The 16,395-nt window shown below is 65.1% G+C and carries 14 protein-coding genes; 10 read left to right on the top strand and 4 right to left on the bottom strand.

What is annotated here, in order from left to right; genetic code table 11:
• The first annotated feature begins 28 nt into the window (after nucleotides 1-28).
• Nucleotides 29-937, top strand: a complete 909-nt coding sequence (cysM, locus tag FOC84_RS03960) for a cysteine synthase CysM (RefSeq protein WP_041655288.1) — start codon at nucleotides 29-31, stop codon at nucleotides 935-937.
• A 103-nt stretch (nucleotides 938-1,040) separates the two neighbouring features.
• Here cysM and FOC84_RS03955 read toward each other — a convergent pair whose 3' ends face one another.
• Nucleotides 1,041-2,021 carry a Bug family tripartite tricarboxylate transporter substrate binding protein gene (locus FOC84_RS03955; RefSeq protein ID WP_173143275.1) on the bottom strand — a complete coding sequence of 327 codons (981 nt, stop codon included), beginning with the start codon at nucleotides 2,019-2,021 and terminating at the stop codon, nucleotides 1,041-1,043.
• Complete coding sequence (locus FOC84_RS03950; RefSeq protein WP_173143274.1) at nucleotides 2,018-2,794, bottom strand: IclR family transcriptional regulator; 777 nt, start codon at nucleotides 2,792-2,794, stop codon at nucleotides 2,018-2,020. Before FOC84_RS03950 ends, FOC84_RS03955 begins: the two co-directional genes overlap by 4 nt.
• 67 nt (nucleotides 2,795-2,861) lie before the next feature.
• Here FOC84_RS03950 and FOC84_RS03945 point away from each other — a divergent pair, with 67 nt between their 5' ends.
• Complete coding sequence (locus tag FOC84_RS03945; protein WP_173143273.1) at nucleotides 2,862-3,911, top strand: cyclase family protein; 1,050 nt, start codon at nucleotides 2,862-2,864, stop codon at nucleotides 3,909-3,911.
• Between the two features lie 40 nt (nucleotides 3,912-3,951).
• Here FOC84_RS03945 and mltB read toward each other — a convergent pair whose 3' ends face one another.
• Entirely contained in the window at nucleotides 3,952-5,106 is a 1,155-nt protein-coding gene (gene mltB, locus FOC84_RS03940) for a lytic murein transglycosylase B (protein ID WP_173143272.1), read from the bottom strand.
• 10 nt (nucleotides 5,107-5,116) lie between these two features.
• Here mltB and FOC84_RS03935 point away from each other — a divergent pair, with 10 nt between their 5' ends.
• The 6 genes from FOC84_RS03935 to aspT (FOC84_RS03910) all read left to right on the top strand — a co-directional run bounded on the left by FOC84_RS03935 (nucleotide 5,117) and on the right by aspT (FOC84_RS03910) (nucleotide 13,354).
• Nucleotides 5,117-6,040, top strand: coding sequence for a histone deacetylase family protein (locus FOC84_RS03935; protein ID WP_173143271.1), 924 nt, complete (start codon nucleotides 5,117-5,119; stop codon nucleotides 6,038-6,040).
• 72 nt (nucleotides 6,041-6,112) lie between these two features.
• Entirely contained in the window at nucleotides 6,113-6,862 is a 750-nt protein-coding gene (locus FOC84_RS03930; RefSeq protein WP_173143270.1) for an electron transfer flavoprotein subunit beta/FixA family protein, read from the top strand.
• Between the two features lie 2 nt (nucleotides 6,863-6,864).
• Nucleotides 6,865-7,794 carry an electron transfer flavoprotein subunit alpha/FixB family protein gene (locus FOC84_RS03925; protein WP_173143269.1) on the top strand — a complete coding sequence of 310 codons (930 nt, stop codon included), beginning with the start codon at nucleotides 6,865-6,867 and terminating at the stop codon, nucleotides 7,792-7,794.
• 197 nt (nucleotides 7,795-7,991) lie between these two features.
• Entirely contained in the window at nucleotides 7,992-9,683 is a 1,692-nt protein-coding gene (gene aspT / locus FOC84_RS03920; protein ID WP_173143268.1) for an aspartate-alanine antiporter, read from the top strand.
• A 109-nt stretch (nucleotides 9,684-9,792) separates the two neighbouring features.
• Nucleotides 9,793-11,616: a bifunctional aspartate transaminase/aspartate 4-decarboxylase gene (locus tag FOC84_RS03915; protein WP_173143267.1), complete on the top strand. Its 1,824-nt coding sequence runs from the start codon at nucleotides 9,793-9,795 to the stop codon at nucleotides 11,614-11,616.
• Nucleotides 11,617-11,653: 37 nt separating this feature from the next.
• Entirely contained in the window at nucleotides 11,654-13,354 is a 1,701-nt protein-coding gene (gene aspT / locus FOC84_RS03910) for an aspartate-alanine antiporter (protein ID WP_173143266.1), read from the top strand.
• Here aspT (FOC84_RS03910) and FOC84_RS03905 read toward each other — a convergent pair.
• Nucleotides 13,351-14,286: a LysR substrate-binding domain-containing protein gene (locus FOC84_RS03905; protein ID WP_173143265.1), complete on the bottom strand. Its 936-nt coding sequence runs from the start codon at nucleotides 14,284-14,286 to the stop codon at nucleotides 13,351-13,353. The two genes, aspT (FOC84_RS03910) and FOC84_RS03905, sit on opposite strands and share 4 nt — an antisense overlap.
• A gap of 95 nt (nucleotides 14,287-14,381) precedes the next feature.
• Between FOC84_RS03905 and FOC84_RS03900 the strand changes: the two genes are divergently transcribed.
• Both FOC84_RS03900 and FOC84_RS03895 read left to right on the top strand, forming a co-directional pair.
• Nucleotides 14,382-15,587 carry a CaiB/BaiF CoA transferase family protein gene (locus tag FOC84_RS03900; RefSeq protein ID WP_173143264.1) on the top strand — a complete coding sequence of 402 codons (1,206 nt, stop codon included), beginning with the start codon at nucleotides 14,382-14,384 and terminating at the stop codon, nucleotides 15,585-15,587.
• Nucleotides 15,584-16,351 carry an enoyl-CoA hydratase/isomerase family protein gene (locus tag FOC84_RS03895; protein ID WP_173143263.1) on the top strand — a complete coding sequence of 256 codons (768 nt, stop codon included), beginning with the start codon at nucleotides 15,584-15,586 and terminating at the stop codon, nucleotides 16,349-16,351. Before FOC84_RS03900 ends, FOC84_RS03895 begins: the two co-directional genes overlap by 4 nt.
• The last annotated feature ends 44 nt before the right edge of the window (nucleotides 16,352-16,395 follow it).

The raw sequence follows: 16,395 nt of genomic DNA, 5'->3' as shown, positions 1-16,395 counted from the left end.
GCCGTCAGGCGAGGTTATTATCGTCCGCATGACTACTACCTATCCCACTATCGAGCAAACCGTCGGCAACACGCCGCTGGTGCGTCTGCAGCGCATTCCCGGGGCCGCGGGCGCAGCCCGGGGCAATGTCATCCTGGCCAAGCTGGAGGGCAACAATCCCGCCGGCTCCGTGAAGGACCGTCCGGCCCTGTCGATGATTGCGCGCGCCGAAGAGCGCGGCGACATCAAGCCGGGCGACACCCTCATCGAGGCCACGAGCGGCAATACCGGCATCGCGTTGGCCATGGCCGCGGCCATGCGCGGCTACCGCATGATCCTGATCATGCCGGACAACCTGTCGGTGGAACGCCGCGCCGCCATGACGGCCTATGGCGCCGAGCTGATCCTGACGCCGGCGGACAAGGGCGGCATGGAATATGCCCGCGACCTGGCTTCCGCCATGCAGGCGGACGGCCGTGGACTGGTGCTGGACCAGTTCGCCAATCCCGACAATCCCCGCGCCCACATCGAGACCACCGGGCCGGAGATCTGGAACCAGACCGAAGGCCGCGTCACCCACTTCGTGAGCGCCATGGGCACCACCGGCACCATCATGGGCGTGTCGACCTACCTGAAGTCGCGCAATCCCGCCGTGCAGGTGGTGGGCGCGCAGCCCGCCGAAGGATCGTCGATCCCGGGCATACGCAAGTGGCCCGAAGCCTATCTGCCCAAGATCTTCGATCGCAGCCGGGTGGACGCGTACGAATCCATCGAGCAGGCGGAGGCCGAGCAAATGGCGCGCCGGCTGGCGGCGGAAGAGGGCATCTTCGGCGGGATTTCCTCGGCGGGCGCGCTGGTCGCGGCCCTGCGCGTGGCCGAACGCGTCAACGACGCCACCATCGTGTTCATCGTGTGCGACCGCGGCGACCGCTACCTGTCGACGGGCGTGTTCAACTGAACGCCTGACCACGTTGCGCTGAACAAAACCGCCATGCCGGGTTTTCCGGGCATGGCGGTTTTTCATTGGAAGGGCGCAGCGAGCGCCCCGGCTTGTTGCGTGCTTACTCGGGCTGGATGCCCGCGTCCTGCATCACCTTGATCCAGCGCTTGCTTTCCGCGAGGTTGAAGGCTTCCGCTTCCTGGTAGCTCATGGCGCTGGGCAGGGTGCCTTGCGACTTCAGCGCTTCCACCACCTTGGGCGATTGAGACGCTTCTAGCATGGCCTTGTTCAGCTTGGCGATGATGGGCTGCGGCGTGTCCTTGGGCGCCCACATGCCGTACCAGGTGACGATGTCGAAGCCCGGCAGGACGCTTTCCGCGATGGTCGGCACGTCGGGCAGTTCGGCCAGGCGCGTCTTGGTCGTCACGGCGATCGGGCGGATCTTGCCGCTCTGGATCAGCGGCAGGGCCGGCGCCAGCGGCGCGTACATCAGGTCCACATGGCCGCCGGCGACGTCGGTCAGCGCCGGGCTGCTGCCACGGTAGCCGACGTGGGTGATCTTGGCCTTGGTGGAGGTGTTGATCAGCTCGCCCGCCAGGTGCGGCAAGGTGGCGACGCCGGGCGAAGCGAAGGTCAGCGAGCCGGGCTGGGCCTGGCCCTGCTTGATCAGTTCGCCGAAGGTCTTGAACTTCGAGTCGGGCGGCACGACGGCCACCATGGGCACCGTTCCCAGCACGCCCACCATCTGGAAGTCCTTGATCGGGTCAAAGCTCAGATTCTTGAATTGGGCCGGATAGATGCCCTGCACCGAAGGGTTCATCAGCAAGGTATAGCCGTCGCCAGGCGCCTTGGCGACCTGGGCCGTGCCGATGGTGCCGCTGGCCCCCGCGCGGGTTTCGATCACCAGCGGCTGGCCCAGGATTTCCCCCATCTGGACCGCGATCACGCGGCCAACCACGTCCGTCGGTCCGCCTGCCGCCCACGGCATGATCACGCGGATGGGCTTGTCCGGATAGGCCGACTGCGCGTAGGCGTTTGCCGCCGGCAGGGCCGCCGTGGCGAGCGCCGAGCATGCCGCGGCGAGGAAGGTGCGTTTGTTCATCTACTGTCTACTCCTACAAAGGTGAGATTGGCCGAGGGCAGCGCTGCCTGCAGCATCGCCTTGACCTCGGCCAGCTGTTTCCCCGTGGTGGCTTCGTTCTTCAGCATCCGGCTCAGCGGGCCGGCCACCACGATGGCAAAGGGTTGTTCGTATGCCCGGAATCCGAGCGAAATGGACATCACGTCCTCGACGTTCTCGCCCACCGAGCGCTGCCAGCCGCGCGCCACGCCCGCTTCCAGGTCGCGGTCGAAGGCCTCCTGGCTGGTGAGCGTGCTGTCCGTGTAGGCGGCAAAACCGCTGTAGGCCTTGAACCACTTCTGCCGTTCTTCCTGGGGCAGTACCGACAGCAGCGCCTTGCCGGAGCTGGTCGCATGCACCGCCTTGAAGCCGCCCGGCTGGTGCGAGAAGCGGATCGTCTGCTTGGACTCGGCGACGATCAGGTACACGACCTTGTCGTCGGCCAGCTTGGCCAGCAAGGCCGTTTCGCCCGTGAGGTCCCGTACCCGGGCCAGCACCGGCTCGATCACCGCGTTCAGCGGGTCGCTATGGCAGATCAAGGTGGCCACGTGGATCAGTTTCTGGGTCGGGTAATAGCCGTGCTTCTTGCCGATTTCATAGAGATAGCCGCGCGCCACCATGGTCTTCAGGAGCCCGTGGCAACTCGACAGCGGTATCCCCATCTGGGCCGCGATTTCGCTGTACAGCAAGGGCTTCTGCGCCTCGGCGAAGAGGTTCAGCACATCCAGCACTCGGCCTGCGGTTTTCACATCCATGATGTTAGTATCCTATACGTGATAAATTTATGTCAAACAGCATTCAATCGGCCAGGAGTTGCAACGCATGAGATGGAAGAACCGTCCTGAGGGATCGAACTGGGGAGATTTCGGGCCTGATGACCAGCGAGGTTGCCTGAATTACATCACCCCCGCGAACGTGCTGAGCGGCATACGCGAAGTCCGCGAGGGACTGAGTTTCTGCCTGTCGCTGCCGCTGGATTACCCAGGCGGGAACGGCGTGAACGTCCGGCGTCATCCGCCCAAGCTGCGTCCCACCGAAAGGGATGGCGACCAGTACCTGAATTTCCCGTTGGGGCGCCTGCGTCCGGGATGCGTCGACGTGCTCAGCGACGACATCGTCGAAATGAGCTTGCAGTACTCAACGCAATGGGATTCGCTGGCGCACGTGGGCGCGCTGTTCGACGCCAATGGCGACGGCTTGCCCGAACGCGTCTACTACAACGGCTACCGGCCCAACGAGCATGTGGTGGGGCCGGTGGATTACGACGTGGACAATGGCTACGCCAAGACCGACCTGGGCCAGGGGCCGGCCTCCAACGCCAAGAAGCTGGACATTACCCAACTGGCCGAATCGTGCCTGCAGACCCGTGGCGTGATGGTTGACCTGGCGCGCCATTACGGGCGGGAGCAGAAGTCGGTCGGCTACGACGACCTGATGCGCATACTGGAAGCAGACCGGATCGAGATCGAGCGCGGCGATATCGTGCTGTTCCATACGGAATTCGGCGACGCGCTGCTGGAAAAGAACCGCGAGCCGGACCCCCATACGCTGCACGAGATCTGCGCCGGCCTGGACGGCAGCGACGAGAAGCTGCTGCAGTGGATCACCGACTCGCAGGTGGCGGCCATGGCGTCGGACAACCATGCGCTTGAAATCTATCCCACGCAGAAGCCCAATGCCTGCTGCGCGGCGCTGCCCTTGCACCACCATTGCATCTTCAAGCTCGGCATGCCGATAGGCGAGATGTGGTACCTGGGGGCGCTGGCGCGCTGGCTCACGGCCAACGGCCGCAGCCGCTTCCTGCTGACGGCGCCGCCGTTGAACCTGCCTGGCGCCGTGGGTTCGCCCGCGACGCCGGTCGCGACGGTGTAAAGGCGTGCCGCGGCGTTGAACGCCGCGGCTTCAAGCGCTGTCAGCGGCCCACGCGCGCTTCGATCTCGTTGGCCAGATCCGCCACGGACGTCGCGTAGAAGTAGCTGCGGTTGTACTTCGTCAAGGCGAAGAAGTTGGGTGTGCCGACACGATATTGCGCCGTGCCCCTGGCTTCCTCGACCAGGTCGACGACCCCCAGCGGCTGGCTGCCCCAGCCAGCGGCAGAGGCGCCCGCCTGCAGGCGCGCGCCGGCCGCCGTGAGCGTGCCCCAGCTTTGCTTGGGTTCCAGTCCGCCGTCGACCAGCGCGGTAGGATCGGCGGGCAGCACCACGGGCGCGAACACCGGCAGGCCGCGCTGCCAGCCATGCTGCGACAGGAAGCTGCCCACCGACATGATGGCGTCGCGGGTGTTGTTGCTCAGGTCGATATGGCCATTGTCGTCGCCGTCCACGGCGTAATGCATGACGCTGGTGGGCATGAACTGAGGCATGCCGATGGCGCCGGCATAGGAGCCGCGCGTTTCCAGGTCCAGCTTGTCTTTCATGACCAGGGTCAGGAAATCGGCCAGTTGGCCGCGGAACATGGTGGCGCGCTCGGGCTTGGCGGGGTCCGGATAGTCGAAGGCCAGCGTGGTCAGCGCGTCCAGCACGCGGAAATTGCCCATATTGCGGCCGTACAGCGTTTCCACGCCGATGATGGAGGCGATCACCGGCGCCGGAACGCCGAAGCGCTGCGCCGCCTGGTTGAGCAGGTCGCGGTTCTCGTTGTAGAACTCCACGCCCCAGCCGATGCGCTTGGGTTCGACGAAGCGCGAGCGGTAGGTCAGCCAGCTGCGCCAGATCTTCTTGCCCGGCGGCGACGGCGCGATCAGGCGCGCGACGGTGGCGTTGTAGCGTGAACCGGCCAGCGCGGCGACCATGGGATCCAGCGGCAGCTGGCGCTCGGTGGCCAGGTTTTCCACGAAGGAGCGGACTTCAGGCCGCAGTGCACCATTGGCGCCCAGCGCGGCGGGAGCGTCGTCCGCCAGTTCGGATCCAGGTGTCGGCGCGCTGGGTCCGATGCGGATGGGGGCCGGGGTTGATTCGGCGGCCGGCTGGCCGGCGACGGTATTGGGGGCAGAGGGGGCGGTGGTGGAGCAGCCCGCCAGCAGGGCGGAGAGCGTTCCGAGTTGCAGTAATCGCCGACAGATGAACATAATCTTCCTTATGGAGACCATGTATCTTACCCACCCGGCATGCCGCCTGCATGAAATGGGCAGCTGGCATCCCGAAAGCCCCCAGAGGCTGGACGCCATTTCAGACCAGTTGCTGGCCAGCGGATTGATGCCTTACCTGGATGACCGCCAGGCGCCGCAGGCATCCCGCCATGACATATTGCGGGTGCACACTGTCCAGTATCTGAACAGTTTGCGCGAACATTTGCCGGAGCAAGGGTATTTCCCTATCGATCCGGATACCTTGATGAACCCCCACACCTACGAGGCCGCTCTGTACGCGGCCGGGGCAGGCGTGGCGGCTGTGGATGCCGTGATGGGCGGGGAAGCCCGCACGGCGTTCTGCGCGGTGCGGCCTCCGGGGCACCACGCCTGCCGTTCCCAGGCCATGGGGTTCTGCTTTCTGAACAACGTCGCCATTGCAGCGCAACATGCGCTGGACTTCCACGGCCTGTCGCGCGTGGCCATCGTCGATTTCGATGTGCACCACGGCAACGGCACCGAAGACATCTTCGCCGGCAACGACCGGGTGCTGATGTGCAGCTTCTTCCAGCACCCGTTCTTTCCCAACAGCGGCGCCGAGCATCCGGCCTCGAACATGCTGAACGTTCCCGTGGCCGCCTACACGGGCGGGGCCGCGGTCAGGACCATCGTCACCGACACCTGGCTGCCGGCGCTGGAAGCGCACCGGCCCGAGCTGATCCTGGTATCGGCCGGCTTCGACGCGCACCGCGAGGACGACATGGGCCAGATGGGCCTGGTCGAGGCCGATTACGCCTGGATCACCGAACAACTCGTGGCGGTGGCCGAGCGCCATTGCCAGGGGCGGATCGTCAGCACGCTGGAGGGCGGTTACAACTTGTCGGCCCTGGGCCGCAGCGTGGTCGCCCATATACGAGCGCTGGCGAAGCTGTAGAATCAAGAAAAAATTGTGCAATGCGATCCCGGCGCATGCCGGGTAATTATTTTTCCATTTGGAGGCAGCGGGATGAAGGTTTTGGTACCTGTCAAGCGCGTCGTTGACTACAACGTCAAGGTGCGCGTCAAGTCTGATCAAACCGGCGTGGATATCGCCAATGTGAAGATGTCCATGAACCCCTTTGACGAAATCGCCGTCGAAGAAGCGACCCGCCTGAAGGAAAAGGGTGCTGTCGCTGAAGTCGTGGCGGTTTCTTGCGGCGTTGCGCAATGCCAGGAAACGCTGCGCACGGCCATGGCCATTGGCGCCGACCGCGGCGTGCTGGTGCAGACCGACGCCGAACTGCAGCCGCTGGCCGTGGCCAAGCTGTTGAAGGCGCTGGTCGACAAGGAACAGCCGCAACTGGTGATCCTGGGCAAGCAAGCCATCGACGACGACGCCAACCAGACCGGCCAGATGCTGGCCGCGCTGCTGGACTGGCCGCAAGCCACGTACGCCAGCAAGGTCGAGCTGGCCGACGGCAAGGTCACGGTCACGCGCGAAGTGGATGGCGGCCTGGAAACGCTGACGCTCAAGCTGCCGGCCATCGTCACCACCGACCTGCGCCTGAACGAGCCGCGCTACGTCACGCTGCCGAACATCATGAAGGCCAAGAAGAAGCAGCTGGACACCGTCACGCCAGAAGAACTGGGCGTGGACGCCGCGCCGCGCCTGAAGACGCTGAAGGTCAGCGAGCCGCCCGCCCGCAAGGCCGGCATCAAGGTGGCCGATGTCGCGGCCCTGGTGGACAAACTCAAGAACGAAGCGAAGGTGGTCTGAACATGACGACGCTGGTTATTGCCGAACACGATAACGCCCAGCTCAAGGGCGCAACCCTGAACGCCGTCGCCGCCGCCGCCAAGATCGGAGGCGACGTGCACGTGCTGGTCGCTGGCGCCAACGCGCGCGCCGTGGCCGACCAGGCCGCCGCCGCCGCAGGCGTCGCCAAGGTCCTGCTGGCCGACGCGCCGCAGCTGGCCGACGGCCTGGCCGAAAACGTCGCCGCCCAGGTGCTGGCCGTGGCCTCGGGCTACAGCCACATCCTGTTCCCGGCGACCGCCTCGGGCAAGAACGTGGCCCCGCGCGTGGCCGCCAAGCTGGACGTGGCGCAGATCTCCGACATCATCGGCGTGGAATCGGCCGACACCTTCCAGCGCCCGATCTACGCCGGCAACGCGATTGCCACGGTGCAGTCGGTCGACGCCGTCAAGGTCATCACCGTGCGCACCACCGGCTTTGACGCCGTGGCCGCGCAAGGCGGTTCGGGCGCGGTGGAAGAAATTGCCGCCGTGGCCGATTCGGGCCTGTCCACCTTCGTGGGCCGCGAAGTCGCCAAGAGCGACCGTCCGGAACTGGCCGGCGCGCGCGTCGTCGTCTCCGGCGGCCGCGGCCTGGGCAGCGCCGAGAACTTCAAGATCCTGGATCCGCTGGCCGACAAGCTGGGCGCGGCGCTCGGCGCCTCGCGCGCCGCGGTTGACGCGGGCTACGCGCCTAACGACTGGCAAGTCGGTCAGACCGGCAAGATCGTCGCCCCGCAGTTGTACGTGGCGGTTGGTATCTCGGGCGCCATCCAGCATCTGGCCGGCATGAAGGATTCGAAGGTCATCGTGGCCATCAACAAGGACCCGGAAGCGCCGATCTTCGGCGTGGCCGATTATGGTTTGGTGGGCGATCTGTTCCAGGTCGTACCCGAACTGACCAGCGCGCTGTAAGCCGCAACGCGCAGCACGATTGAAGGCCCGCCAGCTTTGCGCTGGCGGGCTTTTTTTATTTTTTGACGCCAGGACTACACATCTTGTGATGTCGGTGTTCCAAATCTTTTGATTTCTCGAAAGATTCTGATAATGTGTTCCGCGCGCAGCTAGATTCGCGCAAGTGCTCGACCTGTACAGAACGAAGGAGATTCGGGATGGAATGGTTCTTTGACACTCTGCGAAAATATCCGGAACTTGCGATCTTCCTTACCCTGGGTGTCGGGTATTGGATAGGCGCCAAGAAGATTTTCGGATTCAATCTGGGAGCCGTGACCGGCACGCTGTTGGTGGGCGTGCTGGTGGGACAGCTCAATATCACGATCGCTCCCATCCTCAAGCAGGTTTTCTTCCTGCTGTTCCTCTTCGGTCTGGGTTACGGCGTCGGACCGCAGTTCTTCCGAGGCATGAAAAGCGATGGCCTTCCCCAGGTCATCTTCGCCGTCCTTCTATGCGTGATCTGCTTGTTGGTGACATGGGCGACAGCCGTGGGCTTCGGCTTCGATGCCGGCACCGGCGCAGGCCTGCTGTCCGGGGCTCAGACCATTTCCGCGGTCATGGGCGTGGCGACGGACACCATCAACGGCTTGGGCATAGACGCAGCCACCAAGAAGAAATGGATCGACAGCATTCCGGTCGCCTATGCGGTCTGCTACATCTTCGGCACGGTGGGAAGCGCCTGGATACTGGCTTCCCTGGGCCCGAAGCTCATGCGCGTGGACATCGTCAAGGAGTGCCAGGAATACGAGGCCAAGATGTCCGGCGGCGCCGATTCGATGGAATTGTCGGGTTACCGCAAGTTCATCGCGCGCGCTTATAAGCTGGACCGTCCGGAGTTCGCCGGCAAGACGGTGGGAGAGCTGGAGTCCCGCTTTGTCGAAGCCCGCGTGTTCGTGGAACGCATCCGGCGCGGCGACCAGATCATCGACAGCGATGCCAAGACGGTGCTGCAGCAAGGCGACGTGCTGGGCGTGACCGGCAGGCATGATGCGCTGGTCACGCAGGCCGCCGGCATCATCGGCACCGAAGTCGAGGACCGCGACCTGATCAACATGCCCGCCGAGGTCGTCGAAGTCGTCCTGACCAACAAGAACATTGCTGGCAAGACCATCAAGGAAATCGCGGACAGCGAAGCGGGCCGTGAGCTGGGACGCGGCGTGTTCCTGCGCAAGGTCGTGCGCGGCGGCCACGACATGCCGATCAACTGGGGCCTGAAGCTCGACCGAGGCGACCGCCTGTTCGTGCTGGGCGCCAAGCGCGATGTTGAACGCGTGGTTGGCAGGCTGGGCTATGTGGATCGCGCCACCAGCCAGACCGATATGGTCTTCGTCGGTTTCGGCATCCTGCTGGGCGGCCTGTTCGGCTCGTTGGTGATGACCGTGGGCGGCGTTCCCATCACCTTGTCGACCTCCGGGGGCGCGCTGATTTCCGGGCTGATCTTCGGCTATCTGCGTTCGGTGCATCCGACCTTCGGCCGGGTGCCGGAACCGGTGCACTGGTTCCTGACATCCGTGGGCCTTACGACCTTCGTCGCAGTCGTGGGCATATCGTCCGGGCCGGGATTCGTGCTGGGCTTCCAGCAATTGGGCGCCAAGCTCTTCATCGCGGGCATCATCGCGACAAGCGTGCCGATGATCGTGGGCGTATTCATCGCGCGCTATGTGTTCAAGTTCCATCCCGCCATCGCGCTGGGAGTCTGCGCCGGCGCCCGAACCACCACGGCGGCCATCGGCCAGATCACTGAAACGGCGAAGAGCCAGGTGCCCGCCCTGGGCTACACGGTGCCTTACGCCATCGGCAATACCCTGCTCATCATCTGGGGGATTGTCATCGTCATGCTCATGTCCTAGCAATGCGCCCCGCAAGCCCCGCTGCTTGCGGGGCGCATTGCAGGCGCGCCGGCCCGGCCGGCGACGCCCGCCTAGCGCTTGTCACCACGCAAACCAGGAGTACAGAACAATGGCTTCCACCGCGCCTCTTACCGTCAACCTGGCCTCGGCCCTGAAAACAACCCGTTCGCGCCAGCGCGACCTCGAACAGCTTTCCCCCTTCGAACTGAAGGACTATCTGATCACGCTGGCCAAGGACAACCAGCACACCGCCGCGATCACCATGCTGAACGCGGGCCGCGGCAACCCGAATTGGATCGCCACCGAACCGCGCGACGCCTTCTTCCTGATGGGCCAGTTCGCGATGAAGGAGGCGCGCCGCGTGCGCGACGAGTCCATTCTGGCGGGCATGCCAGCGAAGAAGGGCTGCGCCGACAGATTGCGCAAGTTCCTGTCCAAGCACAAGGGCATGGACGGCTATGACTTCCTGGCCGGCGTGCTGGAGTACGGCGTCAAGGTCAAGGGGTTCGACCCCGACGCCTGGATCCACGAACTGACGGACAGCATCATTGGCGACAACTATCCCGTGCCGCCGCGCGCGCTGGTTCACCTTGAACAGATCGTGCACGATTATCTGATCAAGGAAATGTGCGACGGCCGTCCGCCCAAGGGCAAGTTCGACCTGTTCCCGGTCGAAGGCGGCACGGCGGCCATGTGCTACATCTTCGACTCGCTGATGCAGAACGGTCTACTGAAGCAGGGCGACACCATCGCGCTGTTCCTACCGACCTTCACGCCCTATATCGAGATCTCGCATCTGGAGCGCTTCCAGTTCAAGATCGTGCCCATCAACGCCAGCAGCTTGCGGGCCGACGGCACGCACGACTGGCACTATCCGGCTTCGGAAATCGCCAAGCTGGAGAATCCCAAGATCAAGCTGGCGGTCACGGTCAACCCCAGCAACCCGCCGTCGGTGGCGTTCAGCCCCGTCGAGATGAAGCAGATCGTGCGCCTGATCCGCAAGAATCCGGACCTGGTGCTGGTGACCGACGATGTGTACGGCACCTTCGTGCCGAACTTCCGCTCGCTGATGGCTGAAGTGCCGCACAACACGATATGCGTGTACTCGTTCTCGAAGAATTTCGGTTGCACCGGATGGCGCCTGGGCGTGATCGCGACCCATGAAAAGAACACCATGGACCGCCGCATCGCCGAACTGCCGGCGTCCTGGAAACAGCGCCTGAACAAGCGCTATGGCGCCATGACGATGGAGCCCGAAAAGCTCAAGTTCATCGACCGGCTGGTGGCCGACAGCCGCAACGTCGCGCTGAACCATACCGCGGGCCTGTCCCTGCCGCAGCAGGTGCAGATGGGATTCTTCGCGCTGTCGCACCTGATGGACCTGAAGGACTCCTACAAGCACCTGACGATGAAGATCGTGCGCGCGCGCCGCGATGCGCTGTGGCGCGGCCTGGGCATACCCATGCCGCCCGAGGATCCGATGCGCGCCTGGTACTACGTCGAGCTGGACTTCATGGTCTGGGCCAAGATCACGTACGGCGAAGCGTTCTGCAAGTACATGATGTCCAACTACGAACCCGTCGACTTCCTGTTCCGCCTGGCCGAGAAATCCGGCGTGGTGCTGATGGACGGCGGCGGCTTCGGCGGCCCGCCGTGGTCGATCCGCGTGTCGCTGGCGAACCTGGACGACGGCGACTACGCCAAGATCGGCAAGCACATGGTCGAAGCCGCGACCGAGTACGTCGAAGCGTGGAAGGCCGGCGAGCTGGTGCGTTCGGGTCCCAAGGCCGGCAAAGGCCAGACGACGAAGGCGCCTGCGGCCAAGCGCAAGGCGGCGGGCAAGACCGCGGCGGCCAAGAAGGCGGTCAAGAAGACAGTGAAGAAGGCCGGCACGGCGGCGAAGTCCGCCAAGAAGGCCGCAGCGCGCAAGTAGGCAAGCCTGCCAGCAACCTCCAAGGCGACATGACGACATGACTTGCACGGTCGGGTTTTTCAATAGCGTTCCCATCGCAGTGCTGTTTGTGACGGTGGGATTGGGATACCTGATCGGCAAGCTCAAGGTCGGGCCGATCCAGCTGGGCGGAGTGTGCGGAACACTCATCGTCGCCTTGCTGATCGGCCAGACGGGTTGCCAGATGCGCGGCGACCTGAAGGAAGTCGCGTTCGCCCTGTTCATTTTCGCGATGGGGTACTCGGGCGGGCCGCAGTTCTTCGCCAATCTGAACCGCTCCAGCCTGCGCTACATTGCGCTGCCCGTCATCGAAGCCTTGCTGGTGTTGACGATCGTGTTGGCGGCGGTGCCGCTGTTCGGCCTGGATGCGGGGACGGCGGCGGGCCTTGCGGCCGGCGCGGCCACCGAATCGGCCGTGGTCGGCACGGCGGCCGAGGCGCTCAAGCACCTGGGCCTGGCCGACGCCGAGGTCCAGCGCATGGAAGCCAACATCGCCACGGCCTACACGCTGACCTACCTGGTCGGCCTGATCAGCATCGTGTTCTTCACCAGCCAGATCGCGCCGGCGCTGTTGCGCATGAACCTGCGCGAAGCCTCCAAGGCCCTGGAGGAAAAGTTGGGCGTGGCGGCCGGCGAAGGCGAAGAATCGAACATGCCCACCTTGCCGCGGCTCGTGGGGCGCTCGCATGTTGTCAAGGATGCGGACGGCAAGCGCGTGGCCGAGGTCGAGGCCGCGCTGGGCGGACGCACGGTCATCAGCCGCATCCTGCGCAACGGCGAGGCGGTGGACGCCACGCCGGACGACATGCTGGCCACGGGCGACATCGTGGTGGTGCTGGGCCTGCGGCGCTTCGCACTGCGGGCGGGCACGGTCATCGGGCCGGAGATCCAGCTGCCGGAGGCGCACGCCGACGACCTGCAACTGAGCGAACTGGCCGTCATCGTCAACAAGAAGGCCGTCAACGGCCATACCGTCGGCGAGCTGGCGAAGCGGCCGAACGCCCAGCGCGCGCGCGGCGTTTTCCTGCAATCGATCGTGCGGTCGGGGCATTCGCTGCCGATCACGCCGGCCACCGTGGTGCAGTACGGCGACCTGGTCACGCTGGTCGGCGCCGAACCTGAACTCTCCCAGGCCGGCGCGGCGCTGGGCAACGAGCTGCGGCGCAGCGGCGTGACCGATCTGGTGTTCCTGGCTTTCGGCATTCTGGCCGGCCTGCTGATCGGCAGCCTGAGCGCGCGGCTCTGGGGCATCCCCGTGTCGTTGGGCAGCGGCGGCGGCGCGCTGGTCAGCGGCTTGGTCTGCGGCTGGATCAACGCCAAGCGGCCCTCGATAGGCCACATGCCGGATCACGCCGTGCAATTGCTGAAGGACTTGGGGCTGGCGGTGTTCGTGGCCTGCGTCGGCTTGTCGGCGGGGCCGGAGGCTATCTCGCTGATCCGGGAGCATGGCGCGGTCTTGCCCCTCATTGGCTTGCTGGTTTCGCTGGGGCCGGCCTGCCTGTCGTTGTGGGTGGGCCACAAGATCCTGAAGATCGAAGGCCCCTTGCTGGTCGGCGCGATCGCTGGCCAGCATGTCAGCACGCCGGCCATCAGCGCCATCCTGACCTCCAGCGGCAGTTCCGTGCCGCTATTGGGCTACACGGTGACGTACGCCATCGCCAACGTGCTGCTGCCGGTGCTGGGGCCGATCATCGTGTCGCTGGCCCACCACCTGGGTTAGCGCGGACTCTGCTTCAGCAGCGCGCATCCCTGCCACGCCTGATCGTCGATCAGGCGTTTTATTTCGTCTTTGCACAAGGCCATGATCTGGCTCACCGCTGGCGTGGGAGGCAGGCTTTCGCTGGCGCATAGCACCAGTTCGCGTGACAGCGTGCCATCCAGCGCATGGGCCACGATCGACCCTTCCGCGATTTCGGGCTGCGCGGCCGAACAGGGCAGGATCGTGGCGGCCATGCCGCTGCGCACCGCGGGGACGAGGATGGCCGAGGTGCTGGCTTCGGCAAACAGATTGCAGGTCAGGCCGGCGGTCAGGAAGGCATGGTCCAGGCGCGCGCGCAGCGTGTTGGGCAGGCTGGGCAGCACCAGGGGCAAGGCGGCGAAGTCCGCGATGGTCAGGGTGCGGCGCGGCAGCGCGACGCTGGCGTGCGCCAGCAGGAACAGGCTCTCCCGCAGCAGCGGCGTGCGCAGCAGGCCCTGCATGGGCTGCTGGTCCGGCGACAGGGAAAAATCGATGCGCCCCTGCAGGACCAGCTTGGTCAGGTCCGCGCTGGGCACATCGACGATTTCCAGCACTACCGAAGGCAGCTCTGCCTTGGCCCGGCGCATCAGCGGCAAAGCCAGCATGCGCGCGGTGCTGGAAGCCAGTCCTATCGATACCGTGCCGGTGACCTGGTCCCCGGTCTTGGACAGCAGGCTGCGGGTGCTGTCGACCTGACGCAGGATGGTTTGCGCGTGCCGGTACAGCAACAGGCCTTCCGCGGTGGGCTGGGCGCCCTTGACCCCACGCACCAGCAATGCGACGCCCAGGTTTTCCTCCAGCAGCGCCATCTGCTGGCTCAGCGCGGGTTGCGCCACATGCAGGCTTTCGGCGGCCCGGGTCATGTTGCGCATTTCAACCACCCGGACGAAGTACTTGAGCTGACGCAGATTCATTGAATAAGAAAATCTTATGAATGGATCGGAAAACAGTATTTTCGGGACCTGTGAGGCGCTGCCTAGAATGGGCTTCGCATCACGGGAGGACGAACATGAGTCTGCCATTGGCAGGGCTGAAGGTGCTGGATCTGACTCGGGCCCTTTCTGGGCCTTTCTGCACGATGATTCTCGGAGACCTGGGCGCCGAGGTCGTCAAGGTGGAGCCCATGCCGGCGGGCGAGATGGCGCGGCAATGGGGCCCCTTCGATGATGACATAAGTGTTTATTATCTTAGCGCCAATCGTAGCAAGCAAGGCATAGGCGTGGACTTCCGCAAGCCGGAAGGGGTCGCGCTGCTGCGCAAGATGGCCCTGGCTTCCGACATCGTGGTCGAGAACTTCAAGGTCGGAACGATGGAGGCGATGGGCCTGGGATACGAGTCGCTGGCGCAAGAACACCCGGGCTTGATCATGGCGTCGATTTCCGGCTTCGGCAGCAAGGGGCCGGCGCGGGACTGGGCCGGATTTGATCAGGTCGCGCAAGGCTATTCGGGCTTCATGAGCCTGACCGGCACGCCGGAGTCGGGGCCGACGCGGGTGGGCGTGGCCGTCGGCGACCTGAGCGCGGGCATGTGGCTGACGATAGGGATCCTGTCCGCCGTCGCGCAGCGTGCGTCGACCGGCCGCGGGCAGCATGTGGAAACCTCGTTGCTGGCAGGCCTCATGGCGTTGCTCAGCGTGCAAGGCCAGCGCTATCTCAGCAAGGGAGAGATCCCGGAACCCTGCGGCAACGTGCATCCGGTCATCGCGCCCTACGGCACCTTCGAGACCGCGGACGGGCCGCTCAACCTGGCGCCCGCGACCCAGGCGATGTGGGTCAGGCTTTGCGGCATTCTCGGACTCTCCCATCTGGTGTCGGACGAGCGGTTCCTCACGAACGCGGAGCGCATGCAGCACCGCTATGCATTGAAGCAGGAGCTGGAGGCGGGGCTCAAGCGCAAGACGCGCATGGAGTGGACCGCGCTGATGATCGAGGGCGGCATTCCCGCCGGGCCCATCAATACCCTGGAGGATGTGTTCGCCGATGCTCAGGTGCAGGCTTGCGGGTTGGTCCGTTCGTTGACGCATCCGGTGCTGGGCGAATTGCGGCAGGTGGACCTGCCCCTGGGCCTGAGCGGCGCGCAGACGGCGAGCCGCCGCGCCCCGCCCGTGTTCGGCCAGCACACGCGCGAGGTCTTCGCCCGCTACGGGATGGCGGATGCCGAGATCGACCGGCTGCTGGCCGAGGGCGTGGCGCATCAGGCGGAGACGTACGCATGACGGCACCCGCAGAGACGCCCAGCCTTTCCGTCGACGGCCACGTGGCGACCATCCGCCTGCGCAGGCCCGGCCATGCCAACCGGCTCGGGCCGCAGGACCTGGCGGTCCTGAGAGAGCACCTGGACAGGGTGAACGCGGACGACGCGCTGCGGGTGCTGCGCTTCCAATCCGATGGCAAGTATTTTTGCAGCGGCTATGACATTTCGTCCTTGGCATCCGATAGTGCGCCCAGCTCTCTTTATTTTGGCCAGACGATGGACCTGATCGAGGCGGCGCGGCCGGTGACGATCGCGGCGGTGCAGGGCGGAGCCTATGGCGGCGGCACGGACCTGTGCCTGGCCTGCGATTTCCGCATCGGCACGCCGCAGTCCGACATGTTCATGCCGGCCACGCGCCTGGGCCTGCACTTCTACGCGGGCGGCATGTCGCGCTATGTGACGCGCCTGGGCCTGGACCAGGCCAAGCGCCTGTTCCTGACGGCGGAAAAAATCCAGGCCGAAGAAATGCTGCGCATCGGATTCCTGACCGAGCTGGTGCCGCAGGAAATGCTATCGGCCCGGCTGGATGCCTTGAGCGCGCAGATTGCGGCAATGGCCCCGATTCCGCTGTTCGGCGTGAAAGCGCACCTGAACCGCATCGCGCGGGGCGAACTCGATCTGGCCGGAATCGAACAGGCGGTGTTGCGTTCCGAGCAGTCCCGCGACCTGGCCGAGGGCGCGCGGGCGTGGAAGGAGAAGCGCGCGCCGGATTTCACCGGCCGCTGAAGCGGCCGGCGCATGTACCGAGAGCCGCGCCACAAGCGGCTCCG

Source organism: Achromobacter pestifer (genome assembly GCF_013267355.1).
In the GTDB taxonomy this organism is placed as follows: Bacteria; Pseudomonadota; Gammaproteobacteria; order Burkholderiales; family Burkholderiaceae_B; genus Achromobacter; species Achromobacter pestifer_A.
Note: the sequence above shows the minus strand (reverse complement) of the source record. Positions and strands in the feature narration are given on the sequence as shown.